At 70.0% G+C, this 24,814-nt stretch carries 21 protein-coding genes; 10 read left to right on the top strand and 11 right to left on the bottom strand.

Annotated features, from left to right (window positions below):
* Nucleotides 1–390: 390 nt before the first annotated feature.
* Together ACFC96_RS34235 and ACFC96_RS34240 are read left to right on the top strand one after the other, a co-directional pair.
* Entirely contained in the window at nt 391–681 is a 291-nt protein-coding gene (locus ACFC96_RS34235; protein WP_340457905.1) for a zf-HC2 domain-containing protein, read from the top strand.
* A gap of 243 nt (nt 682–924) precedes the next feature.
* The gene (locus tag ACFC96_RS34240; protein ID WP_376263699.1) at nt 925–1,374 is read left to right on the top strand and encodes a spore-associated protein; all 450 of its coding nucleotides are present in this window, start codon (nt 925–927) and stop codon (nt 1,372–1,374) included.
* Between the two features lie 155 nt (nt 1,375–1,529).
* Here the strand turns inward: ACFC96_RS34240 and ACFC96_RS34245 are convergent, their stop codons facing one another.
* From ACFC96_RS34245 to ACFC96_RS34275, 7 genes are all read right to left on the bottom strand, one after another.
* Nucleotides 1,530–2,420 carry an MBL fold metallo-hydrolase gene (locus ACFC96_RS34245; protein WP_376615834.1) on the bottom strand — a complete coding sequence of 297 codons (891 nt, stop codon included), beginning with the start codon at nt 2,418–2,420 and terminating at the stop codon, nt 1,530–1,532.
* Nucleotides 2,421–2,687: 267 nt separating this feature from the next.
* Nucleotides 2,688–4,319, bottom strand: a complete 1,632-nt coding sequence (locus ACFC96_RS34250; protein WP_376615835.1) for a fucose isomerase — start codon at nt 4,317–4,319, stop codon at nt 2,688–2,690.
* Nucleotides 4,320–4,395: 76 nt separating this feature from the next.
* A complete protein-coding gene (locus tag ACFC96_RS34255; RefSeq protein WP_376615836.1) occupies nt 4,396–5,874 on the bottom strand; it encodes an FGGY-family carbohydrate kinase in 1,479 nt (492 codons plus the stop codon).
* Nucleotides 5,875–5,921: 47 nt separating this feature from the next.
* Complete coding sequence (locus ACFC96_RS34260) at nt 5,922–6,815, bottom strand: carbohydrate ABC transporter permease (protein ID WP_376615838.1); 894 nt, start codon at nt 6,813–6,815, stop codon at nt 5,922–5,924.
* Entirely contained in the window at nt 6,805–7,773 is a 969-nt protein-coding gene (locus ACFC96_RS34265) for a sugar ABC transporter permease (RefSeq protein WP_340458528.1), read from the bottom strand. Before ACFC96_RS34265 ends, ACFC96_RS34260 begins: the two co-directional genes overlap by 11 nt.
* Entirely contained in the window at nt 7,770–9,131 is a 1,362-nt protein-coding gene (locus ACFC96_RS34270; RefSeq protein ID WP_376615839.1) for an ABC transporter substrate-binding protein, read from the bottom strand. The genes ACFC96_RS34265 and ACFC96_RS34270 overlap by 4 nt, the downstream gene beginning before the upstream one ends.
* 77 nt (nt 9,132–9,208) lie before the next feature.
* Entirely contained in the window at nt 9,209–10,312 is a 1,104-nt protein-coding gene (locus ACFC96_RS34275; RefSeq protein WP_376615841.1) for a glycoside hydrolase family 172 protein, read from the bottom strand.
* 287 nt (nt 10,313–10,599) lie between these two features.
* On the opposite strand from ACFC96_RS34275, the gene ACFC96_RS34280 reads away from it, so the two are divergent.
* Complete coding sequence (locus ACFC96_RS34280) at nt 10,600–11,616, top strand: LacI family DNA-binding transcriptional regulator (RefSeq protein ID WP_376615843.1); 1,017 nt, start codon at nt 10,600–10,602, stop codon at nt 11,614–11,616.
* A gap of 78 nt (nt 11,617–11,694) precedes the next feature.
* On the opposite strand, the gene ACFC96_RS34285 is transcribed toward ACFC96_RS34280, so the two are convergent.
* The 3 genes from ACFC96_RS34285 to ACFC96_RS34295 are packed head-to-tail and all read right to left on the bottom strand — an operon-like array spanning nt 11,695 to nt 14,303.
* On the bottom strand, nt 11,695–12,084 hold the full coding sequence (locus ACFC96_RS34285) for a YybH family protein (RefSeq protein ID WP_376615845.1): 390 nt from the start codon (nt 12,082–12,084) through the stop codon (nt 11,695–11,697).
* 33 nt (nt 12,085–12,117) lie between these two features.
* Nucleotides 12,118–12,762, bottom strand: coding sequence for a cyclase family protein (locus ACFC96_RS34290; protein ID WP_376615847.1), 645 nt, complete (start codon nt 12,760–12,762; stop codon nt 12,118–12,120).
* 5 nt (nt 12,763–12,767) lie between these two features.
* Nucleotides 12,768–14,303, bottom strand: coding sequence for a purine-cytosine permease family protein (locus ACFC96_RS34295; RefSeq protein WP_376615849.1), 1,536 nt, complete (start codon nt 14,301–14,303; stop codon nt 12,768–12,770).
* A gap of 157 nt (nt 14,304–14,460) precedes the next feature.
* Here ACFC96_RS34295 and ACFC96_RS34300 point away from each other — a divergent pair, with 157 nt between their 5' ends.
* The 7 genes from ACFC96_RS34300 to ACFC96_RS34330 all read left to right on the top strand — a co-directional run bounded on the left by ACFC96_RS34300 (nt 14,461) and on the right by ACFC96_RS34330 (nt 23,496).
* Nucleotides 14,461–15,945 (top strand): PucR family transcriptional regulator, encoded by a 1,485-nt coding sequence (locus tag ACFC96_RS34300; RefSeq protein WP_376615850.1) that lies wholly within the window; start codon nt 14,461–14,463, stop codon nt 15,943–15,945.
* 181 nt (nt 15,946–16,126) lie between these two features.
* Nucleotides 16,127–17,293 carry a substrate-binding domain-containing protein gene (locus ACFC96_RS34305; protein ID WP_376615852.1) on the top strand — a complete coding sequence of 389 codons (1,167 nt, stop codon included), beginning with the start codon at nt 16,127–16,129 and terminating at the stop codon, nt 17,291–17,293.
* Nucleotides 17,294–17,396: 103 nt separating this feature from the next.
* Nucleotides 17,397–18,737, top strand: coding sequence for an ABC transporter substrate-binding protein (locus ACFC96_RS34310; RefSeq protein ID WP_376263672.1), 1,341 nt, complete (start codon nt 17,397–17,399; stop codon nt 18,735–18,737).
* Between the two features lie 31 nt (nt 18,738–18,768).
* Nucleotides 18,769–19,752, top strand: a complete 984-nt coding sequence (locus ACFC96_RS34315) for a carbohydrate ABC transporter permease (protein ID WP_376615854.1) — start codon at nt 18,769–18,771, stop codon at nt 19,750–19,752.
* Nucleotides 19,749–20,621 (top strand): carbohydrate ABC transporter permease, encoded by an 873-nt coding sequence (locus ACFC96_RS34320; RefSeq protein WP_340457006.1) that lies wholly within the window; start codon nt 19,749–19,751, stop codon nt 20,619–20,621. Before ACFC96_RS34315 ends, ACFC96_RS34320 begins: the two co-directional genes overlap by 4 nt.
* Before the next feature lie 23 nt (nt 20,622–20,644).
* Nucleotides 20,645–21,625 (top strand): hydroxyacid dehydrogenase, encoded by a 981-nt coding sequence (locus ACFC96_RS34325; RefSeq protein WP_376616021.1) that lies wholly within the window; start codon nt 20,645–20,647, stop codon nt 21,623–21,625.
* A complete protein-coding gene (locus ACFC96_RS34330) occupies nt 21,622–23,496 on the top strand; it encodes a DUF2264 domain-containing protein (RefSeq protein WP_376615856.1) in 1,875 nt (624 codons plus the stop codon). The genes ACFC96_RS34325 and ACFC96_RS34330 overlap by 4 nt, the downstream gene beginning before the upstream one ends.
* A 91-nt stretch (nt 23,497–23,587) precedes the next feature.
* Here ACFC96_RS34330 and ACFC96_RS34335 read toward each other — a convergent pair whose 3' ends face one another.
* Nucleotides 23,588–24,634 (bottom strand): LacI family DNA-binding transcriptional regulator, encoded by a 1,047-nt coding sequence (locus tag ACFC96_RS34335; protein WP_376615858.1) that lies wholly within the window; start codon nt 24,632–24,634, stop codon nt 23,588–23,590.
* Nucleotides 24,635–24,814: the final 180 nt, after the last annotated feature.

Consider the following 24,814-nt stretch of genomic DNA (forward strand, 5'->3'; position numbering starts at 1 on the left):
CCCGAGGGGCGGGCCCGGCGGCGTCTGGTGCGTGCGATCGCAAGGCGCCGGAGAGTCCTTGTAGCGGAGCTACCAGGGCTCTTCGGCAACGCCGCGAGCGTGCGTGCCAGACGCCGCCGGGCAGACGGGAATTTGACGACAGGCCCTAGGGGGCAGGCGGGACGCCGTCGGCCGTAGGCGTCGCGACCGGGTACCACGGATGCAGTAGACGCGATTCGCTCCAGGGGGACGACGCGCAACCACCCCCGCGTCGGCCACATTGAATGCATGAACGGAAGCAGGTCCTTGAGCCCCAGTGCCCGGTGGCACGACCGGCCCTGCGCGCCTGCCCGCCTCATAGTGCCGTAGCTGCGTTTCTGCGCTTGTGCGGTGGCAAGGAGAGGAGTCGACATGTTCAGCACCCTGGAATGCCACACCATCCGTGAACGACTGGCCGACTACACGCTCGACGCACTCGCCGAGGAAGAGGCGCGCGCCGTCAGCATCCACCTGGAGACCTGTTCCACCTGCCGGGACGAGCACTACTGCCTGGCGGCGGTGGCGGCTCACCTGATTCCCCTGCGGAAGGCGCTGGCCGACGAGCCCCGTCGCCGCGAGCTCGGTCGGCGCCGCCCGGCCCGGACGCGACACCTCACGCTCGCGCACTGGGCGAACTGCAAGGTGCTGGCGGCAACGGGCTGACGCAGCGGTCCACGGATGACGTCACCTCCCCTCCGGTAGACGCTCCCCTCGCACGCCGTCGCCGCGTCCCCCTCCAGGGGACGCGGCGACACCAACAGGTCGGCCGTACAAGGGCGTTGATCCCCCGACGCCAGGCCCACCATCCGGATCCGACTTCTCCCGAGGAGAGGCACAACCATCCGGATGTGCCGCGAGTCACATGATGTAAGAGCAACAAACTCGCAAAGATCACAAGGGGGAAATATGCGATTCAGCCGACCCGTCCTGACTGGTGCCGCCCTGGCAGCCCTCGCGATCGGGGGCACGACCGCGCTGGCGGGACCCGCCTCCGCCGCACCCAACACCACACCGCAGAAGGTGTGCGGGAGCAGCTACAAGACCGTCAACTCGGCGCCCGTGGGCTCCCTGGGCACGGTCTACCTCACGTACAACTCCTCGAACGGCAAGAACTGCGTCGCGACCATCCGCAACAACCCCGGCACCCGGCTCGACATGTCCGCCTGGATCTACGTCTCCGACACCGACCAGGGTGACCAGGACTACGGGCAGTACACCTCGTACGCGGGACCGACCTACGTCTACGGCAAGGCGCACTGCGTCGACTGGGGTGGCAACATCGCCAACGTGTACGTCCAGGTGACCGGGTCCAACTGTGCCGCGCTCCGGGAGCACCGGGTCACCACGACCCGCTGATCCGCCCGACACCGCACAGCTGACCGGCGACGTGCGGCTGACCGGCGAAGCAGAGGCCGGCCAACGGGAGGCACCACAGCCACCGTTGGCCGGTCTCTGCTCGAAGTACCGGTGAAATCAACGCCGTTGCGGCGACCCGCATCTGCTTCACGGGTCTACGTCGCGCGGAACCGGCCGCGATCCACCTCGGCGACCAGCCCTCCACCCATCAGCACGTCCAGGTGCTGCACCGCCGTCCTCCGCTCCACCGGCCTCACATGCGGCCCTTCGACGTGGGGCCGGTAGACGAGCCTGTGCTCGACGATCTCCTCGACAGTCCGCGGCTCGCCGAGAAACGCGAGCAGCGCCGCTTCGCGCCTGGCCACCACGCCGGCGAACTCGTCGAGCCGGCGCCGGAACTCCTCGGCGCCCTCGATCACACCCTTCTGGTGCGACGTGCCGTACCAGCGCGCGTCGATCTCCCGGCACCGGCGCATCGACGCCTCGAAGTCCACGAGACTGCTGCCGACGTCCCCGTAGTACGGACCGAACGACGTCAGGTCGATGTCCCCCACGAACAGGAAGCCGTCCGGTTCGATCAGAAAACCGCTGTGGCCCGCCGTGTGCCCGGGCAGGTGCACGACGGTCACGGTGCGGCCGCCGAGATCGAAGACGGCGCCGTCCTCGAAGCCCTTCGCGTCCGGTCGGCCCTGCACATGGAACTCGTCCCGCATCCTCTTGTCGACGGCGTCGACCTCGTCGGGCGGCAGGCCGATCCCGGCGACCAGAGCCTCACGGGATCGCAGCGCGCCGAGGTCACCTTCGTGGGTGTGGACCGGGACCTCATAGCTTCCGAGACCGGCGATGTGGTCCTCGTGCGCATGGCTCACGAGGACCAGGTCCGCGGGCGGCGCGCCCTCGACGAGCGACAACGACGGGTCGACGACCAGCGAATCGGCCGTGCCCCGCACCAGCAGGGTGTTGCCGTACGGATAGGCACCCCGTTGGGCGCCGACGAGCACGCTGACGTCGCCGTATTCTGCCGCTGTGTATCCCGTGGTACGCATTTTCCAGACTCTCTCACGAGTGGTCACGGTGTCCGCCGACGAACTCCACCTGGCGGCAGAACGGGACCTTATCGAGCGCCAGACTTTAACGCAACGATCGTTACGTTAAATTGGGTGCGGGTGTTCGTCACTCAACTGCCGTGGCACCGAGGGCTCGTGATCGCACGGTCCACCGTCTGCCCGGCCGAGCCGGCCGGGCCCTCGCGGAGACGCCGCTCATGGCGGGAGGCCGAACGAATCAGAGTCCGCGGACCGGAGAGTCGAAGATCAGAGGCTCACGTCGCCGCACAGATGAACCCGCAGTCCCAGCTCCGCGAACAGCGCCGCCTTCGCGCGCAGGGCCTTGTCGGCCGTGTCGGCGTCGGGCGCGTAGGCCACGTTGAGGTGATTCGCCTTGTGGCGGGCCATGAACTGGTCACGCGTCACCCCGTGCAGGACCGCGTGCATGATCGGCCACTCCGGGGTGGTGGCGTCCAGGCGCCGCCGGGTCTCCTCCTCGGGCAGCTCGACCACGCTCGCCCGCCCGAGGTCCACATGCAGGGCGCCGTCCATGACGAACACGCGCGACCAGACGATCTCGCCCGGCTTGGACACCCCGCTGAGGGTGCCGCCGCCGAGCGGGAAGAACATCCGCGGCTGGCGCATCGACCAGGACTTGTCGTAGCCGCCGTGGTGGGAGGCGGGCACCGAGCCGGATATCTCGAAGACCCAGACGAACCGGCCGTCGTAGTCCTGCCCCCAGCGGATGTCGTGCAGGGTCGTCGCCGGGTCGAGCCCCATGGCGGTCCAGATCCGGTTGGTGACGAGCGAGTCCACGGCCACGCCCTCGTCGACCTCGTTGAAGTGAGGCAGCGGGGCGCCCGGGTAGAGCTCGCGTGAGCCGTCGCGGGACAGCACGGCCGGGCGCTCCACGTTGTTGAGCAGGCCCTCCGCCAGGTCGCTGGCGGGGACGGTGTCCTTCAGGCCCTGCTGGTACTGGATCCCGACGGCGTCGAGCCCGAAGTCGTCGGCGATGCGCAGTGCGGCGATGTACATCCGGAACTGGCTGAGCAGTTGTGCGTCGGTCAGTTCGGTCGCCTCGTCGGTGCCGGTGTGGAAGGTCATGCCGGCCGCGTCGAGCCAGTCGCGCACGGCCTGCGCCTCGCCGTCGGTCACCTTGTTCATCTCGACGACGAGGGCGCTCTGCGACAGGCGCTCCTTGTAGATGCCGAGGGGGTTGAGGAGTTCGTCGTCGATGATGGCGTTGTACATCCCCATGCAGCCCTCGTCGAAGACACCGATGACGGCCTTCTCCGCACGGAGCTGCCGGGCCAGGGCGACACCCAGCTCGGTCTCCGCGTCGACGGGCAGCGCGGGCAGATCCCGTACATGCGTGGTGTCGTGCGTGAGGGTTCCGGTCTCCAGCCAGGTCCGCAGTCCGTCGCGGGCCCACTCGTCGGTGAAGTCCTCGCTCCACAGTGCCGCGTAGGGCACACCCGCCTTGGTGAGGCTGCCGGTGAGGTTCAGCAGGCCCACCAGGCCCGGGAATTCGCCACTCCAGTTGGCGACGACGAGTATCGGTCCCTGGTGGCTGCGCAGTCCCGCGAGCACGTGGTGGCTGTACTGCCAGACCCCTTCGACGACGATCAGCGGGGCGTCCTGCGGCAGTTGCTTGAAGATCTCGATGCCGGCGCGCTGACTGTCGATGAAGCCGTGCCCCTTCTGCTCGTCGACGGCATGAGTTCGGCGCACCGTCCAGCCGAGGTCCGTGAGCGCGGCGGCCAGGTCCGCCTCCAGTTTCTGCTGCGAGGGCCATCCGGTGATGTTGGCGGCCGGGCGCAGGTCGCCACTGGCGACGGTGTACACGGTGCCGGGCTCGGCGGCGGACGGCGTGAGGGGCTGCGGGACGGCGTAAGGCATGCGGAAGCTCCGTGGGTGTGCGGAAGAAAGGACGAGTGGGTGCACCCAGCCGCACAGCGGGGGTGCTCCCTGGTGTTCAGCGGGACTGGAACTCGGACAGTGCGTGGACGACGTGGGAAGACGCCGGATAGAGCTCGCGGTACAGGGCGTACAGCTCGTCGTAACGGGACGTCATCTCCGGACTCGGGGTGACCACTTCCCGGACCGGGTTCCAGATGTCGATGCGGGCGTCGCTCACGAGTCGGGCGGCGAGAAACGCCCCTCCGTACGAGGCCCCGATGGACGTCGTGCGCACCTCTTGGGCCCGCCCTGTAACGTCCGAGACGATCTGGGTCCACAGACGTCCCTGGGTGCCGCCGCCGACGGCGACGACGCGGCGGATGTCACCGCCGGCCGCTTCGATGGCCTCGATGTTGTGCCGTACTCCGTACGCCGTGCCTTCGAGGGCCGCTCGGTACAGGTCTCCGCGGGTGTGGGAGAGCGTGAGGCCGGCGATGACGCCGCGCGCCCGTGGGTCGGTGATGGGGGTGCGTTCCCCGGCGAAGTACGGCAGCATCAGCAGGCCGCCCGCGCCAGGGCCCGACTCCTCCGCCAGGCCCAGCAGTTGCCGGTAGTCGTCGCTCCCGAACAGGTCACGGAGCCAGCTGGTGACGGCGCCGGACGTCGCCATTCCACCGGCGAGGTTGCGGGTGTCGGGGAGAGCGCCGACGGTGCTCCACAGCGAGGGGTCGCGCAGCAGTCCCGGCACGGTGTGGACGAGGAACATCGTCGTGCCGTACATGAGCATGAGGTCGCCGATCCCGTGCGCGCCGACGCTCAGCGCCTCGGCCCAGGCGTCGATGGTCCCGGTGGTGACCGGGATGCCTGTCGGCAGACCGGTCAGGCGGGAAGCCTCGGCGGTCACCGTGCCCGCCGTGTCGCCGGACCAGCGCAGTTCGGGAGGTGCGATGCCGGGGGCGATGCGGTCGGTCCAGGGGGTGTGCCAGTCGCGGGCCAGAGTGTCGTAGAGCGGGGTGCTCTGGCTGGCCGAGTGGTGGTCGAGGACGTAGGCGCCGGTGAGTTTGCGTACGAGCCAGGAGCTCGGCATGTAGAGCCGGCGGGCGCGGCGGAAGAGTTCCGGTTCCTGTTCGGCGATCCACGCCACCTTGGGGCCCGCTGCCTGGGTGGTGAGCCGCGAGCCGCAGCGGTGGGCGATCTCGTCCGCCCCCAGCTCCCTTTCGAGCCGCTCGACCTGAGAGACGGAGCGGGTGTCCACGCCGTACAGGATCGCGGGGCGCAGGGGCGTGTCGTTCTCGTCGGTGAGCAGCACGCAGGGGCCCATGCCGCTGACCCCGACCGCGACCACGTCCGCATCGCGTGAGGAGGTCAACTCGCGGGTGAGGGAGACGAATTCGTCCCACCAGATGTCCGCGTCCATCTCGACGTGTCCGGGAGCCGGGCGGTCGACGGCGTGTTCACGGACCGCCGTGTGCAGCACGGCGCCGTCGAGGCCGACCAGGACGCCCTTGCTGCTGGACGTTCCGATGTCCACACCGATGACTGCTGACTGAGACATGCGAGCACCGTTTTCTCGGTTCGTTCGGGATCATCGCTTCGGTCGGGTCATTTCAGGCCGGAGGTCTTGATGGACTCGACCATCTGGCGCTGGAAGACGAGGAAGAGGGCGAGCATGGGTATCACCGCGACCACGGCGGCGGCGAGGACGTAGTTCCAGTTCGCGCCGTACTGGGTGCTGAAGGACGCGATGCCCACCTGGATGACCGTCAGGTCCGCGCCGTTGGTGGCGACCAGGGGCCAGGCGAAGGCGTTCCAGTTCGCGAGGAAGAAGAACACCGACAGCGCCGACAGGACGGGCCGGGACAACGGCAGGATGATGTTCCAGTAGACCCGCCAGTACCCGCAGCCGTCCACGATCGCCGCCTCCTCCAGCTCCTTCGGTATACCGAGGTAGAACTGGCGGAGCAGGAAGATCCCGAAGGCGTTGAAGAGCGGCGGGACGATCAGGGCCGCATAGCTGTCGAGCATCCCCAGCGTTCGGACGACGACGAACAGCGGGATCAGGATGACGGGTGCGGTGATCAGCAGTGTCGAGAAGATGACCACGAAGATACCGTCCCGCCCGGGAAACTTGAGCCTGGCGAGCGCATAGGCGGCCATCGAGTGGAAGAGCAGCGCCACGGCCGTGACCACCGCGGCGGTGATGAAGCTGTTGAACAGCCAACGGACGAACGGCACTTCGGTGAAGACGTAGGCGAAGTTGGACCAGGTGAGGTCCGTGGGGAGGAGCTTGCCGTCGGTGACCGTGGCGCGGGTCTTGAAGGATGAGGTGATCATCCACAGCACGGGGAAGATACTGACGGCGGACACGACGACCGCCAGGGCGACGAGCCCGGCCCGGGGGCCGAACGGCCGCCGGCGCGGACCGGTCGTACCCGGGACCGTGGTGGCGTCCGCGGCAGGAGCCGCCTTCGTGATGGTCGCGGTGTCACTGCTCATCGTCGAACCTCCCGCCCTTGGTGACCTTGAAGATCAGTCCGGAGAGGGCGACCATGATCAGCACCAGGAAGGATCCCAGGGCCGCCGCATAGCCGTACTCGCCGAAGACGAAGGCCTGTTGGTAGATGTAGAACATCGCCACCGCGGTGCCGTTGGCCGGACCGCCGGAGGTCAGTACGAAGACCAGGTCGAAGGTGCCGGTGATGGCCGCGACCGTGGTCATGATCAGGACGAAGAAGCTCGTCGGCCGCAGCAGCGGCCAGGTGATGCGACAGAAGACCGTCCAGGTCCCGGCTCCGTCGAGCTTCGCGGCCTCGTACAGCTCCTGGGGGATCTCATTGAGCCCCGCCAGGAAAATGATCATGTAGTAGCCCATCATGTACCAGACGGTCACGGCGATGACGGCGTACAGCGCGAGGTCCGGGTCGCCCAGCCACGACAGCGGGTTCATTCCCAGTGCGCCGCCGGCCTTGTTCACCACGCCGGTCTGCTCGTCGAGCATGAACTTCCACAGCAGTCCGACGACGACCAGGCTGAGCATGTGCGGCAGGAAGAACGCCGTGCGGTAGGCGGCCATGCCGGGCAGCTTCTGCTTCATCAGCACGCCGAGGGCGAGACTGACACAGAACAGCGTGGGCACCAGGACCACGACGTACTTCGCGGTCACCCAGATCGAGGACCAGAAGTACGGGTCGTTGAGCATCCGCTGGTAGTTGCCGAGTCCGATCCACTCGTAGCTGCCGAAGCCCGAGACCTGGAAGAAGCTCAGCGCGATCGACAGGAACATCGGCAGGACGACGAAGACGCTGAGGCCGATGCCGTCGGGGAGCAGGAACAGCGCGGCGGCCAGCCACTCGCGGTGTTTGCGGCTGAGCCTGCGGCCGCCCGCGGGCGGTGCGGCGTCGGCGGTGGCGCTTGCCTGCGGCTGGTGCGCCGCGTGCGGAGCGATGCTGGTCATATCAGGCTCGCCCCCTCGTAACTCTGCATGAAGGCCTCGATGCTCCGGGCGGCCCGGTCCGTCTCGCCGGCGACGCCCTTGCCGGCCAGCATGGTGGCCTGGATGGCGTCGGAGACCGCCTTGTAGACGACAGGGGGGTAGCGGGGCTCGGCGCGGCCCCCGGGGAAGATCTCCTCCTTGAACTTCTTCATCGCCCAGAAGTCGTAGCCGCCCTTCTTGGCAGCGCGTTCGAGGGCGGACGTGCGGGGCGCGATGTCGGACTTGGAGCTGGTGCACCAGTCGACGGTCCGGTTGACCGACTCGTCGTTCATCCCGCCGAGGGCCCAGGCGCAGAACTCCGCCGCGACCTCGGGGTTGCGGCCCTGGGTGCTGGCGCAGAACGACCAGCCGCCGAGGACGGTGGTGTACTTCCCGCCCGACGGCACGGGCAGTTTGAAGACCCCGTACTTGTGCTTCGGGGCGGACGTCCGGAACCCGGAGATCTCCCAGATCCCGCTCTGCCACATCCCGGCGAGACCGGAGGTGAAGGAGCTGAGCAGGTCGTCGGCCGCGGGCATGGTGCGGGGCGCGATGCCGGCCTGAACGGCGTCCTGCCACAGGGAGAGAGCCTGCCGGGCCGCCCTGGAGTCGAACCCGACCTTGCCGTTCTCGTCGACGACGTCGCCGCCGCCCTGCCACATCCATGGGTACCAGGTGAAGTTCTGGTAGTACCCCGGGTCGGTCTGGAAGACCAGACCGGCGCCGGCCTTGGCGCGCAGCTTGTCGCCGACGTCGAGCATCTGGTCCCAGGTGACCGGGATGTCGGCCTCCGACAGGCCGGCCTTCTCCCAGACGGGGACGTTGTAGTACATGGCCAGCGGCTCGACCTCCATCGGCAGGGCGTACACCTTGCCGTCGACCATCCGGCTGTCGAGGCTGCTGCCGTAGTCCTCGATGACGCCCTTCTCCATGTGCGGCGTGAGGTCGGCCAGGATGCCGCCGTTCTGGTAGCGCAGGAAGTCGCCGGGGCTGAGCAGGAAGATGTCGGGGCCGGCCTCGGAGGCGAAGGCGGTGACCATCTTCGAGCCCTGGTAGCTGTCGCCCGGTACGTAGTACAGCTCGACCTTCACCTCATGGTCGGTGTTCCAGTCCTTGACGACGTCCTCGAACCACTTCGCCCGGGCCCGGTCCGCCGGGTCGGGCGACTTGGCGTCGTAGAAGTACCAGAACTTGAGCGTGCCGCCGTCGGCCTTCGCCGGGCCGCCGCAGCCGGTCAGCAGCGGTGCGGCCGCCGCCGCTGCGCCTGCTGCCGCCGCGCCGAGGAATCGGCGGCGCGTCGGCGCCGCCGGGACGACGGCGTCGTTGCCGTGCTGGAGCATGGCGTGCTCCCGTCCTCTCTGTGTGTACGTGCCTGCCTGGAGTGGTGTGCGGGTGCCGGGGATCCGGCTGTGCGCGGCTACATGTGTGTGTCGACCTCGAGGTCCAGCAGTCCGGGCGTGGACGGCAAGGCCGCGCCGGCGGGCCGGTCCAGGTAGAAGAGGGAGGTGGACGCGATGTCGTCGTGGTTGGGCCGGTAGCGGTGGCGGAGACCGTTCCCGTGGCCCCGGGCGATCCCGAGGCACTGGACGGTCACCCGCAGGTCCTCCTGGAAGCGGATCGGGTCGAGGACGTGCCAGCGGTACATCCCGAAACGCTGCTGGCTGTCGTAGAGCCCGTCCGGCTCGAGGATCTGGTGGAGCCCGAGGTAGGGCGTGGTGAAGGCGGTGTAGCCCTGGCCGGGCACATCGAAGTTCCAGGCGCCGCCGAAGTAGTCCTCGGTGCCGGTGCCGCAGATCGTCGGGAACTCGTCGTCGCCGTCCAGGAAGAACTTCAGCTCGCCCTCGCCCCACCAGCCGGGGCTGTTGACGGCCCATGCCAGATAGGTGCCGATGTACTGGCCCTTGCCCTCGACGCCCTCGAGGAGGGTGTGGTCCGTGCCGGCTGTGACCGGGTTGCTGCGCCGCCACTGGGCGTGGAAGTACGCCGCGTCGTCCGCGACCTCGCCCAGCTCGTAGTCGATCTGGTAGTAGAGCGTCATCTGCTCCGCGGCCAGGTTCTCCAGCGTGATCCGGGCCTTGCGGCGGAAGGGCATCGGCCAGTACGCGTTGAATCCCCCGTTGGGGTTGGCCGCCACGGGGACGGAGCTGACCTGGCTGAAGACGTTCCAGCCGTTGCAGAAGAAGTCGCCGAGGGGTACCTCGACGGCCGGGGTCTCCTCGCCCTCCCAGTAGAAGCGCAGCAGTGTCTGGCGCCAGGCCGCGTGCGGGGCCGTGGTGCACCAGATGTGGGTGAGGGTGCCGGGGCCGTCGATGTCGGCGAGCACGACGGTCTCCCCCGCAGCGATGTCGATGCTCGGGGAGATCTTCCAGCCGCGGCCGAGCCGGTCGGCGGCGAGGGCGCCGGTGCCCTCGGTCGCCATGCCGCCCGCCCCCTTGGCTCCGGTGAAGTTCTCCGCGCTGATGGAACGCGTGACCGCGCTGGTGGTGCGGGCGAGGCCGGTCAGTCCAGCGGCGATGCTCATCAAAGCTCCGTTTTTGAAATCGATTTCTTCGTGAGGGCGCAGGTGAGTCGCCCCTCTATAGCCCTAATTACGGCCGAGCCCGGTCGCCCTTGGTCAGGGCTGACGCGGAACTCCTTGAAATCCGTTTCACGGGAACGTAGGTTTCACACCAGACGCTGTCAAGAGGTTGGCCCGGAACCTGAAGGAGCCGCCGACCCGACTGCCCCACGGCAGGGCGGACAATGACGCACACAACAGCGCACGGCGGCCAACGCCCGTGCCCGGACGAGGGGTTGAGTGAGAGGGCAGTGGCGACGATCTACGACGTGGCACGCGCGGCGGGGGTCTCCCCGGCCACGGTGTCGCGGGTCTTCAACGGCGGCCGGGTCACGGCGGAGCGGGCCGCGAACGTACGCAGGACGGCGGCCGAGCTGGGCTTCGCCCCCAACCGCGTCGCCCGCTCCCTGCGGATGCAGCGGGCCTCCGTGATCGGCCTGATCATCCCGGACATCGCCAACCCCTTCTTCACGGCCCTGGCCCGCGGCGTCGAGGACGCCGCCCAGCAGACGAACCTCTCGGTGGTCCTGTGCAACACCGACGAGGACGTCGACAAGGAGCACCGCTACCTGGAGGTCGCCGCGGGCGAGCAGATGGCCGGCGTCATCATCGCCGCCGCGTCCCGCCACCGCACGGACCTGTCCGCGCTCGTCGACCGCGGCACACCGGTCGTCGCGGTCGACCGGCGGCCTCGGGGTGCGTCGGTCGACGCCGTCATGCTGGACAACCAGCACGGTGGCGAGGAGGCCACCGAGCACCTGCTCGCCCGGGGCTACCGCCGGATCGCGTGCATCGCCGGACCCGAGGGCACCTCGACGTCGGACGAGCGCCTCGCCGGGTACCGCGCGGTCCTGCGGGACCGTCTACGGGAGTCCGGGCAGGCCGAGCCGCCCGCCGAGTACGTCTGTCACGGCGACTTCCGCGTCGAGGGCGGGCGGGCCGCGATGGAGCGCCTCCTCGCACTGCCGGAACCCCCGGACGCCGTGTTCGTGGCGAACAACCTCATGACGGTGGGCGCCCTGGCCGCCCTGCGCGACGCGGGCCGCGAGCCCCCGCGGACCGGCCTGCTCTCCTTCGGCGACGTCCCGTGGCCCGAGCTGGTCACCCCGTCGCTCACCTCGGTCCAACTCCCGTCGTACGAGCTGGGGTTCGCCGCAGCGGGACTCCTCCAGGAACGCATCGCGGGCACGGACAAGCCACTGCAGACGGTGGTCCTGCGTACGTCCCTCCAGGCCAGGGAGTCGACGAGCGGCCCGGTGCGGGGGTGACCCCGTCGACCACATGCCGCGACGACAAAGTCGCCCGGGACACCTGAGGCGTTCCGGGCGACGTCGTGGAGCGGCAGGTCAGGCTTCGGGCGCCGGCGAGAGATGCTCGTGGACGGCGAGCCAGCGGCCGGAGTCCTGGCGGGCGAACACGATCGTCTCGCGTTCGCGGAGCGTCTCCTCGCCGGCCGACGTGGCCACCGTGGTCTCGACCCGGTGGCTGAAGACGGCCGTGTCGCCGAAGGGCTGCACCAGCTGGTCGGCCGATGTGCAGCGCACGATCCGGAATCCGTCCTGCGCGACCCAGCGGTTCCACAGGGCGCGGTACTCGGCGGTGGACGCGACGCGTTCCGCCGTGGTGTGGAAGACGAACGTCGCGTCCGGCGTGAACGCGTCGAAGTAGTCGTCGAGACGGCCTTCTGCGAACGCGGACACCAGGGCGTCGGCGGCCTTCAGTACCTCATCGGTCATGGGTGGTCTCCCTCTCGCAGGAATGCGGGCGGTTCAGCCGACGCGGGCGACGGCGCGTACGGGCGCGCCGTCGGCGGCGGGCAGTTTCAGCGGCAGCAGCGAGACCTCGATGGGCTCGCCCGCCGCCTGCGCGTCGACCAGGGGGCCGAGTCCGGTCAGGTTCTCGGCGATCACGGCGTGCGCCCCGCACAGGATCTGGTGGGCGGGGAACGCGTCGGCGGGGGTGGGGTCCACGCTCAGCGCGTCGATGCCGACCGTACGCACTCCCCCGGCGACCAGGAGTTCGGCCGCCTCTTCGGTCAGGTAGGGGTGGGTGAGGTAGTCGTCGGTGCCCCAGTGCGCCGACCAGCCAGTGGCGACGAGGACGATCGCCCCGGCCCGGATCCGGCCCTCGAAGAGATCCGGCCCGAGCGGTGAACGCGGCTGAGCGCCGCGGGCGTCGACGACGACGGCCTCTCCCACGAAACGGTCCAGGGGGAGCTGGTCGAGGGTGGGCAGCGAGTCGTCGATGTGAAACGGCGCGTCGACGTGCGTACCGGACTGGGACCCCATGTCCAGGTGCAGGACGTTCACGCCGTCCGCCGTCACGCTCAGGGCGGGGGCGACGGTGACGCGTGGGTCGCCGGGGTAGACCGGCATGCCGGTCGCGAGCTCTACGGAGAGGTCCACCAGACGCATGGCCGTCACGCCCTTCCCGCGGCGACGGGCGCGGGGACGTCGTCGGTGATCGGCGGGACGGGCGCGTTCGAGGCGCGGACCAGGCGTGGCCCCTGGGGCCCGTAGACCTCGCGCGGCTCGGGGAAGAGCCACAGCAGGGCCAGGTAGAGGAGGGCGGCGACGCCGAGGCCCACCAGGAGCGAGAGGTCCACGCCGCCGGCCAGGTCGCCGAGCGGGCCGACGAACTGGCCGGGCAGGTTCACGAACATCAGGGCGAGGACCGCGGAGGTCAGCCACGCACCCATGCCGCGCCAGTTCCAGCCGTGGGTGAACCAGTAACGGCCGCCCTTCTGGCGCCGGTTGAAGACCTGGAGCGAATCGGGGTCGTACCAGCCCCGGCGGGTCAGCCAGCCGAGCATCATGATCACCATCCACGGGGCGGTGCACGTGATGATCAGCGTCGCGAACGTCGAGATGGACTGGGACAGGTTGGCCGCGAAGCGCCCGACGAAGATGAATCCGATCGACAGCACACCGACGAACAGGGTCGCCTGCACGCGGCTGAACCGTGTGAACACACTGGAGAAGTCGAGACCGGTGCCGTAGAGCGAGGTGGTGCCGGTGGACATGCCGCCGATCAGCGCGAGCAGACACACGGGCAGGAAGTACCAGCCGGGGGCGATCGCGAGGAGCCCTCCGACGTAGTTCGACGCGCTCGGGTCCATGTACTTGGCCGCCTTCTCCGCGATGATCGAGGCGGTGGCGAGCCCGAAGAAGAAGGGCAGGACAGTCGCGATCTGCGACGCGAACGCGGCCGCGACCACCCGGCGGTTCGAGGCCTGGGCCGGGATGTAGCGGGCCCAGTCGCCGAGGAAGGCGCCGAACGACACCGGGTTGGACAGCACGATCAGGGCGGAGCCGATGAAGGCGGGCCAGAACCCGGCGGACGAGACGGACGAGAACGCCCCCTGGTAGCCCGGGTCGAAGTCCCCGGCGAAGGCGAAGAAGCCGAGGACGAACAGCGTCGACGCCGCCACGACGGCGATCTTGTTCACGAACAGCATGAACCGGAAGCCGTACACGCACACCGTCAGCACGAGCAGCGCGAACACCCCGTACGCCAGTGCGAACACACCGTCGTTCTGCGGCACGCCCATCAGCCGGTGCGCGCCGCCGACCAGGGCGTCGCCGGAGGACCACACGGAGATCGAGAAGAACGCGACGGCGGTGAGCAGCGAGAGGAACGAGCCGACGATCCGGCCGTGCACACCCAGGTGGGCCGAGGACGACACGGCGTTGTTGGTGCCGTTGCGCGGGCCGAACACCGCGAGCGGCGCCAGAATCAGCGCACCGGCCACCAGGCCGAGCACCGTCGCCGCGAGGCCCTGCCAGAACGAGAGACCGAACAGGATGGGGAAGGCGCCCAGCACACAGGTGGCGAAGGTGTTGGCACCACCGAACGCGACCCGGAACAGGTCCAGGGGCTTGGCGGAGCGGTCCGAGTCAGGGATGCGCTCGACGCCGTACTGCTCCACCTCCGTCAGAGCCGGGGAATCACTCATTCGTCCTCCTTGAGAGCGAGCAGATGGATCAGGTCGTCGGCGAACGCGGCGGGCGGTCTCTTCGCGCGACAGCGAAACATGCAGGTGGTCGGGTGAGTGTGCACGGCAACCGATCGTCACGGCAATCGGTGCAGACACGAAGAGGTAGCCTCGTATTGTGGCTGAGCACAAGGAACACCGCACCGGCGGGGCGGACCGCCAGCGGGTGACCGTCGCGGACCTGCTGTCCTACCCCGCGTTGCAGTTGCGCCTGGTCGCGGGCGCGGCGGGCCTGACCCGCTCGGTGTCGTGGGCGCATGTCAGCGAGCTGGACGACCCCACGCCCTGGCTCCTGGGCGCCGAAATGATCATGACGACGGGGCTCGCGATGCCGCGCTCGGCCGCCGGGCAGCGGGCCTACCTGGAACGGCTCGACGACGCCGGGGTGGCCGCCCTGGCCGTCTCCGCCCAGCTGCACATGCCTCCACTGCGCCAGGCGTTCCACGCCGCGGCCGAGGAGCGCGGCATGCCGGTCCTGGAAGTACCGCTCGCCGTCCCCTTCATCGCGGTCGCGCAGGAAGTCGCCGCCGCGGTGCAGGACGACGCCCGCCACCGGCTCGGTGCCCAGCTCCAGGTCTTCGGCGCCCTGCGCTGGCTCACCTCGGAGAACCTGGACACGGCCGAACTCTTCAGCCGTCTGGAGAACCTCTCCGGATACGCGATCTACCTGTGCACCCGGCAGGGCCGGCCCCTGCTGCCCGGCGTGCCCGCACCGGACCCGTCCCTGCTGCCCCGCTCGGCGGACGCCCCGCCGACGATCCCCGGCGGATTCGCGCTCCCCGTCCCCTCACCCGGCGGCCCCGCCGGGTTCCTCATCGCCATGGCCCACGACGGCGCGCGCCCGGCGGGCCTCGCCGTCGTGCAGCACATCGCCACCGTGGCCGCCCTCCAACTGGCCATGGTCCGCACCGAACGCGAGACGTTGCGCCGCGAAGGGACCGAGATCCTGGCCGAGCTGCTGCAGGACGCACTCGATCCGGCCGTCGCGAAGCGCCATCTGCTGCGTCACTCGATCAAGGGCGAGGCCGCCCTGGCGGTGGTCAGGGGCGTGTCGCAGCAGGCTGTGCTGGAAGCCCTCCACGACGAGCCCTGCCTGCTCCTCAACCGGGGCGACGACCGCTACCTGTTCGGCTCGCCCCGCCTCGGCGACACGATCGCCACCCTCGCGGGAGTGACGGCCGGCATGAGCCGCCCCGTCCGGCCGGGGGCCTCGCTGCGGGTCGCCCAGCGCGAAGCCCTGTGGGCCGCCTCGCACGCAGCGGCGTCCGGCCGTCCCCTCGTCCGCTACGCCGACGACGCCACCGGCCGCTGGCTGCCCGACGACCCCGCCGCGCTCAGCGCGCTCGTCGACCAGGTGCTGGGAGACGCGCTGCGCTACGACAGCAGCCACGGCTCCCGGCTGCTCCCGTCGGTGCGTACCTGGATGGAGCGCGACCGGCGCACGGACGAGGCCGCGACCGCGCTCCACATCCACCCCAACACGCTCTCCTACCGCTTGCGCCGCTTCAGCGAGCTGACGGGCCGCGATCTGTCCGCCACGGCGTCCTTCGCCGAGGTGTGGCTCGCGATCCGGGCCGCCGGGCAGTTGGGCCTCCTCGACTGATCCACACGCCATGCGGTGCCGTGACGCCGGTTCCGGGCACGCCCCCCGTCCCGCAGTGATGCCTCACCTGACGGTCGCCCCGTCCAAGGGCTGACCTTTCGCGTCACCCGCTGGTTATGCTGCGGCCGAAGCGTTCACGGAAGCGCTCAAACGAACAGCGGGTGTCGAGGGGGCCATCAGCATGCGTGAGCCGGTCGATCTCAGGCGGCAGCGGATTCTCGCCGTGGTGCAGTCGCGCGGGGCGACACGGGTGAGCGATCTCGCCGCGGAGCTCGCCGTGTCGGTGGTGACCCTGCGCCGCGATGTCGAGGAACTCGCCAGGGAGGGCAAACTGCGCCGTGGGCACGGCGTCGCCCGCCCGGTGCTGCCCGAGCCGGGACGGGCCGCCGTCCCCGTCGAACCGACGGCCGACGGCGGTCCGGTCGCGGTCGTCGTTCCCGAGCGCCACTCGTACCTGTACGAGGCGCTGCACGGCGCCCGGACCGCCTTCGAAGAGGCGGGGATCCGCATCGCGCTGCACATCGCGCCGGCCGTCGCGGGAGCCGAGCAGCCCATTGTGGAACAGGCGTTGGCCGCCGGCGCCCGCGGACTGCTCATCGCTCCGCGCTGGCGCAGCAGGACCACGGAGGAGGCCGACTACGCCTGGCTCGCGCGCCTGCCGGTGCCCGCGGTCGTGATGGAGCGCAGGCCCCGGCGCGGCAGCGCGCTGCACGCCGTGGACACGGTCTGTACGGATCACTGGTACGGCATCCATCTCGCCGTCGCGCATCTCACCGGGCTCGGCCACCGGCGCATCGTGCTCGCCGCGAGGGACGACAGCCCCACCGCCCGTGCCCTGCGCGCGGCGTTCGTCGAGATCGCCGCGGACCATCCGGACGTGGACAAGTGGGCGGTGGCGCTCAGCTCGCCCGGGGCGGCGCCCGACCCGGCTGCGGAGACGGCCGAGAAACCGATCGACCTCCCTTCGCTGTTGGCCGAGTTGGGGGCCACGGCGGCCGTGCTGCACGGTGATGTGGACGCGCTCATGCTGGTGCAGTCGCTGCGTGACGGTGGAGTGCGGGTCCCGGAGGACTGTTCCGTGATCGCGTATGACGACGTGGTGGCGGGTCTCGGCAGCACCCCGCTCTCGGCCGTCTCGCCGCCGAAGGCCGAGGTGGGCCGGGCGGCGGCCCAGATGCTCCTGCGTCGGCTCGACGGACGGTCGCCGGTCCTCGGGGGTGGGCCGGCGCGGCGCCTGGAGCTGTTGCCCACGTTGCAGGTGCGCGGTTCGACCCAGGCCCCGGGCGCCGCGGATGCGCAGGCGTCCGATGCCACAGGAACCTCCGGCGCAACCTCCGCTTCACAATGAGCGTTTGACCGTTTAATTTTCTTCTGATCGATCTATTGACCAGGTCCAGTCAGCCGATCAGGATTCCCGTGACTCGAACACGCAGGAGCCGCGGGAGGCGCCCATGCCTGGTCGACAGAGCCGTCGATCGGTGCTCGCCGCGATCACCGCGCTGCCCCTGACGGGCGCCCTGAGCGCTTGCAGCGGGAACGACAGCGCGTCGCAGAGCACCAGTAAGTCCGGAACCAAAGGCAAGACCACCATCACGTTCTGGTCCGCCCTGCGCGGCAGCCAGGAAGTGGTGGACGAGTTCAACAAGACGCACGACCACATCCAGGTCGCATTCGAGCAGATACCCTCCGGCACCTCCGGCGGATATCTCAAGCTCAGCAACGCGGCTCGCGCGGGCAACGCGCCCGACGTCGCCACCATCGAGTACCCGCAGGTCCCTGGCTACGCGATCGACGGTGTGGCCCGGGACATCACGGACGTGATCAGCGACAAGCTCAAGGCCAAGCTGCTGCCGCAGGCGCTCGGCCTGACGACATTCGAGGGGCGTACGTACAGCGTGCCCCTGGACGTCGAGCCGATGGTGCTGCACTACCGCAAGGACCTGTTCGACAAGTACGGCCTCGAGATCCCCACCACGTGGGACGAGTACACCGACCTGGCCCGCGCCGTCCGCCGCACCGGCGACAAGCGCAGGGTGACCTTCTTCTCCACGGACATGGGCCAGTTCTCGGCCTGGTGCTGGGGAGCCGGCGCGCACTGGTTCGACACCTCGAAGGGCGCCTGGAACGTGTCCCTCGCCGACGCCCCCACGCGCCGCGTCTCCAAGTACTGGCAGCGGCTCATCGACGAGGACCTCGTCTACGTCAATCCCCCCAACAGCCGCGAGGCCGACGCCCAGGTCGGCAACAGCCTCGTCCTGACCCGGCACAGTGGCGCCTGGGACGCGGGAGCGCAGATGAACGCCCGCCCCCAGCAGAAGGGACTGTGGCGGATCGCCCCCCAGCCCCAGTGGGACCCCTCGAAGCCGGCGCTCGGCACCCAGGGCGGCTCGACGTTCGCGATCACCAAGGACAGCAGGCACCCCGAGGCCGCGATGGAGTTCATCGAGTGGCAGGTCTCGCACCCCGACGCCCTCAAGGCCCGGCTGTCCAGCGGCGCGAGCAGCCAGTACCCGGCCGCGACCGAGCTGATCAAGGTGGGACGCGCGGCCTTCGACCGCTCGTACTACGGCGGGCAGGACATCTACGAGCTGTTCGAGCAGGAGGCCCAGAAGGTCAGCGACGGCTGGGTCTGGGGCCCCCGGATGACCGCGACCGGGCAGGTCATGTCGGACGCCTTCGCACGGGCGGCGGCGGGCTCCGGGACGATCGAGTCCTCCATGCGCGCGGCCCAGGACGGCACGATGCCCGACCTCAAGGCGCTCGGCCTCAAGACCACCCAGCACTCCACATGAACGCCCGCATCCCGAAAGGCAGGTGAGTCCCATGACCGCGACAACCCAGGTCCCCGCCACGGCGGCGGCTCCCCCACGGGAGGCGGACAACTCCCGGCGCAAGGCGCAGCGTGCGGCGGGGCGCCGCCGGGGCGGCGCCGCGGGCGTCCTGATGGCCCCGTTCTTCGTACTGCTCACGCTCGTCTTCCTGATCCCGGTCGGCACGGCCGTCTGGCTGAGCTTCTTCAGCGACGACCAGCCGGGCCTCGGCTTCGGCCCGGAGCGCACGGTCTTCGTCGGCCTGCGCTCGTACGCCGCAGTCCTCACGGACCCGTCGTTCCTGTCCGGCCTCGGCACCGTCGCGCTGTACTGCCTGATCTACATCCCGGTGATGACCATCGGCTCGCTGGCGCTGGCGCTGCTGCTCGACTCGGGTGTCGTACGGCTGCGTTCCTGGGCCCAGCTCGGCCTGTTCCTGCCGCACGCGGTGCCCGGCATCATCGCCGCGCTGATCTGGCTGTACCTCTACACCCCCGGCATCAGCCCGATCATCGACGTGCTCGGCAAGGCCGACATCACCGTCAACTTCCTGGGCCTGCACACCGCGATCCCGTCGATCGTGAACATCGCGCTGTGGAGCAACCTCGGCTACAACATGGTCGTCTTCTACGCGGCCCTGCAAGCGGTCCCCCGGGAGGTCCTGGAGGCGTCGGTGGTCGACGGGGCGGGTCCGGTGCGCACCGCGCTCCAGGTGAAGGCACCCCTCGTGCGCTCCTCGATCGTCATGGTCGCGATGTTCACCCTGATCTGGGCGCTGCAGCTGTTCACGGAACCGATGCTGCTGCGCGCGGGCTCGCAGGTCGTCGATGCGCGGTTCTCGCCGAGCATGTACATCTACGACGCGGCGTTCAGCCGCAACAACTATTCGCTCGCGGCCGCCGCGTCGGTGATCCTCCTCATCATCACCATCGCCGTCTCCTACGGCGTCACCCGCTGGACCAACCGCGTCAACTCGGCCGAGGAGAGCGCCCGATGACCACTGCCGAGCTGAGCAGGTCCGCCCTGCTGCGTCCCCGTCTGCTGGGCCGGACGACCGTCAACGTCGTCGTCGCGATCTCCGTCCTCTACACCATGCTGCCGGCGCTGTGGCTGGTGCTCGCCGCGGGCAAGTCCCGCGACGCGCTGTTCAGCAGCAACATCCTTTCCTTCAAGGACTTCTCGTTCGTCCAGAACGTCAAGGACCTGTTCGCGATGGACGGCGGCCTCTACAGCCGCTGGTACGGCAACAGCCTGCTGTACGCGGTGCTCGGCGCCGCGCTGGGCGCGATGATCAGCGTCGCCTGCGGCTACGCCTTCGACAAGTACCACTTCCGGCACAAGGAGAAGCTGTTCGGGCTCGTCCTGGCCGCGGTGATGGTGCCGCAGACGGTGCTCGCGCTGCCGCTGTACCTGATCGCCTCGGCGACGGGCGTCGTGAACACGTTCTGGTCGGTGTTCATCCCGGTCCTGTTCAACCCGTTCGGCGTGTACCTCGGCCGGATCTTCGCGCAGGGCTACGTACCCGACGAGGTCCTGGAGGCGGCCCGCGTCGACGGCGCCGGTGAGCTGACGACATACGTCCGCGTCTCGCTGCGGATGCTCGGTCCCGGCCTGATCACGGTCTTCCTGTTCCAGCTCACCGCGATATGGAACAACTTCTTCCTGCCGATGGTGATGCTGTCCAACCAGCGGCTCTATCCCGTCAGCCTGGGCCTGTTCCAGTGGAACAGCCAGGCGACCGTCTCGCCCGAGTACTATCCGGTGGTGATCATGGGTTCGCTCCTGGCGGTCCTTCCTCTCGTCCTCGCGTTCGTCTTCCTCCAGCGCTTCTGGCGGTCCGGCCTGACGGCGGGGGCGGTCAAGTGAGCAAGCCCCGCGTGGCGTTGGCCATGTCCCCCCAGGCCGCGGCGGCCGTCTTCACGCCGCGGTCCGTGGCCGCGCTCGCGGAGGTGTGCGACCTGGCGCCACTGCCCGTCCTGGACGACCTGACGACCGCACGCGCCAAGCAGGTCCTCGCCGACACCGAGGTGCTGGTCACCGGCTGGGGCTGTCCGCGGCTCGACACGGACGTCCTGGCAGCGGCTCCGCGTCTCAAGGCCGTGGTGCACGCGGCCGGCTCGGTGCGGGGGCATGTCTCCGACGCCTGCTGGGAGCGGGGCGTCGAGGTGTCGTCGGCGGCCGCGGCCAACGCGCTGCCGGTCGCGGAGTACACCCTCGCGATGATCCTGCTGCACGGAAAGAACGTCCTGGAACGGGCCGGCGACTTCCGGCGGACCCGAGAGCGCGACAACTGGCTGCTGACCACGCGAGAAGTGGGCAACTACCGTCGAACGGTGGGCCTGCTGTCCGCGTCGCTGATCGGCCGCCGGGTGATCGAGCTGCTGCGTCCCTTCGACTTCGAGGTGCTGCTGCACGACCCGTACGTCACCGGGGCGGAGGCCGCCGAACTGGGCGTCGAGTGGGTGGAGCTCTCGGAACTCTTCGCGCGCAGCGACCTGTTGAGCGTCCACACTCCGCTGCTGCCGGCCACGCGCGGTCTCGTGAGCCGGGAGCTGCTCGGCGCCATGCGTCCAGGGGCCACCCTCATCAACACCTCGCGCGGCGCCGTGGTCGATCAGGACGCGCTCACCGACGTGGTGCGCGCGGGCCGCATCGGCGCTGTCCTCGACGTGACGGACCCCGAGGTCCTGCCCGCGACCCACCCGTTGTGGGACTGCCCGAACGCACTCATCACCCCCCACCTCGCGGGTTCCCAGGGCAACGAGTGGGAACGCCTCGCCGACACGGCCGTCGGCGAGGTGGCCCGGTGGGCCGCGGGCGAGGGCTTCGCCCATCCCGTACGACGCGAAAGGCTGGCGTTCCTCGCATGACCATCCCGTTCGAACTGCCTGAAGAAAATTGCGAGTTGAGCCCGGTCACCGGGTTCACGCGCACGCACTGGGAGGCCGTCGCCGACGGGCTGCTCGGTGCCGCGTGGCGCTGGGCGACACCCGGGGGCGCCCTGCTCGACCTGCCGGGCCGCCCCTCGGGCTCCGGGGTCCGCTCGGACGGCCTCGAAGGCTTCGCCCGTACGTTCCTGGCGGCGGGCTTCCGGGTCGCGGGCGCCGGCGGAAAGGACCCGCACGGCTGGCTGGAGCGGTACGCGCAGGGCCTGACGGCGGGCACGCGGACGCCCGGCCGGGACGACGCCGAGTCCTGGCCGCTGATCCTCGACCACCATGTGCAGGGCCAGCCGATGGTCGAATCGGCGTCCGTCGCGCTCGGTCTGTCGCTGACCCGGCCGTGGCTGTGGGACCAGCTCGACGGCGACGTGCAGGACCGGGCGGAGACCTGGCTGCGCGGGGCCATCGACCACACGCCGGCGCCCAACAACTGGTATCTGTTCCCCTTCACGGTGGCGTCGTTCCTGGAGTCGGTCGGCCGCGGCGACGAGGCCACGACGCGCGCCATGGAGCGGGCGCTCGGGCTGATGGAGACGTGGTACCGGGGCGACGGCTGGTACGCGGACGGCGACGGGCGGGCCTTCGACCACTACAACGGGTGGGCGCTGCACCTCTATCCCCTGCTGCACGCGCACCTGTCCGGGGACACCGCGCTGGCCGCGCGGTTCGGGCCGCGGCTGCGCGAGCACCTCGAGGGGTTCTCGCTGCTCTTCGGCGCCGACGGGGCGCCTATCCACTTCGGGCGTTCGCTGACCTACCGCTTCGCGGCGTCGGCGGCGGTCGGCATCGGCGCCGTCACCGGCCACACCCCGCTGACACCCGGCACGTCACGCCGCCTCATCAGCGCGAATCTGCGCTACTTCCTCGACCGGGGCGGAGTGACGGACGACGGGTTGCTGAGCCTTGGCTGGCACGGCCCGCACGACGCGACGCTGCAGACCTATTCGGGGCCGGCGTCCCCGTACTGGGCGTCGAAGGGGTTCGTGTCGCTGCTCGCGCCGGAGGACGACCCGCTGTGGACGGCGACGGAGGAGCCGGCTCCGAGCGAGGGCCCGGACCGGGTACTCGCGCTGCCCGCGCCGGGTCTGCTCGTCCAGTCGACGCAGGCCGACGGGATCGTACGGCTCCACAACCACGGCAGCGACCATGTCCGGCCGCACGAAGCGGAGTCGGCCGCGCAGGAGGACCCGCTCTACGGCCGTCACGCGTACTCGACCCACACAGGCCCGACGTCCCGGACGAACGTCGCCGACAACCATCTGTCGGTCGTGGTAGCCGGCGTCGCGAGCGCGCGGCGCCGCATCCGCCCGCTGGGCGCGGGGCAGGGCGAGGGGTGGGGCTGGGCCGCTTCCTCGCACCTTCCGGTGTTCGCCTCGGGCGCGCCGATGGTGCCGGGGCTGCGGGTGGAGAGCGTGACCGTGGCCCGGGGCCGGTACGAGTTGCGGGTGAACCGGGTCGTGGGGGCGCCGCACGGAGCGGGGGTCACGCTCACCGGATGGGCCTCGGACGCCTTGAGCTCGCAACTGCACGGCCTGTACGGATGGGGCGAGCGTGACGAGGTGCGTGCGCCTCAGGGGACGGCCTACGAGCCGTGGGTGCGGGTGCCGCGGCTCTCGGGCACGGCCGAGGGAACGGCGGTGTTCGTGGCGCTGGCGTCGTTGAGCGCCGACGAGCCGGGCGCGCCGCTCGCCGACGCGGTGTCCGAGGTGGCCTTCCACGACGGGGAGCTGCGGGTGCGGTGGGCCGACGGGCCGCAGACCGCCGTGTCCTTCGGGCCGGTGCGGGTGACTCATGGGTGAGGCCCGCTCCTAGAACGGCCCGTTCGCGCACCGGCTCCCACCCTGTGCTCGGCGCCTGCGGCCCGCACCTGCGGGCCGCAGGCAGGGCCCTTCAGGGGGTGGTCAGCTGCTGTCGCTCACCGCTCGTGGACTCCCGCACGTCCAGCCAGTAGGGGGCCACGTGCACCTCGAAAGGCGAGGCCTCGTCCGCGCGGATGCGGGTCGCAAGGCATTTCACGGCCAGGGAGGCGATCGCGGCCTTGTCGGGAACCACCGACGTGAGGGAGGGCGTGCCGTAGCGGCCCTCCTCGGATCCGTCGACGCCCGCCAGGGCGATGTCTTCGGGGATGCGCAGGCCCGCTTCGAACGCGGCTCGTCGGGCTCCGATCGCCAGCAGGTCGCTGAAGCAGAAGACCGCGTCGGGCCGCGCATCCGCCGGCAGGCCGATCAGGGTGCGCATCGCCAGGAGTCCGCTGCGACGGTCGAACTCCGCCACGTGCGGCGTAAGCCTCGGGTCGTAGGTCAACCCGGCCTCGTGCAGGGCGATGTGGAATCCTTCCAGGCGCTGGCGGCTGGTCGCGGACGCCGGCCGGTCGACGCCGATGGCGGCGATCCTCGTGCGGCCGAGACCGGCCAGATGCGCGGTGGCCTCGCGCGCCGCGGCGACGTTGTCGATCAGGACGTGGTCGGCCACGACGCGATCGCGTTCGTAACTGCGCTCACCGAGCAGCACCAGCGGGAACTCGTCCGCGACGGAGGCGAGTTCGTCGGGTGAGACGTGCAGCGGCGACAGGATCACGCCGTCCAGCAACGACGCGCCGACGCCGGTCGCCAGGCGCAGCTCCTCCTCGGCGTCCCCCAGCGTCTCCTCGATCAGGACGGTGAATCCCAGCGCCGCGGCCTCTGTTCTCACGTGGTGCGCGAGCTCCGCGAAGTAGGGCGTCGCGAGGTCCGGGACGGCCAGCGCGATCAGACCGCTGCGCCCGGTCCTGAGTCTTCGCGCCGACGGATTGGGCCGGTATCCGAGTTCCGCCACGGCGCGCATCACCCGCGTCCGCGTCGTCTCCGACACCTTCGGCGCGTCGCGTACAACGTTGGACACGGTTTTGATCGATACGCCCGCGCGCTCCGCCACATCCTTGAGTGTCACTGCAGCCACTGGTCAACCCCCGTACTCGAAGTCCCCACAGATTATGCACTTGTGAGCACGCGTCACCAGTGTTCCGACCGCCTGGAACTCTTTCCCGACGAGGGGGTTGACCCTGCGGACACGCGGCGGTTACAACGTTGGAACCACTTCATGGCAAGCGCTTGCCATCCGCCTCTCGAGAGGGTCCCC

The sequence above is a fragment of the Streptomyces sp. NPDC055955 genome, from assembly GCF_042270245.1.
In the GTDB taxonomy this organism is placed as follows: domain Bacteria; phylum Actinomycetota; class Actinomycetes; order Streptomycetales; family Streptomycetaceae; genus Streptomyces.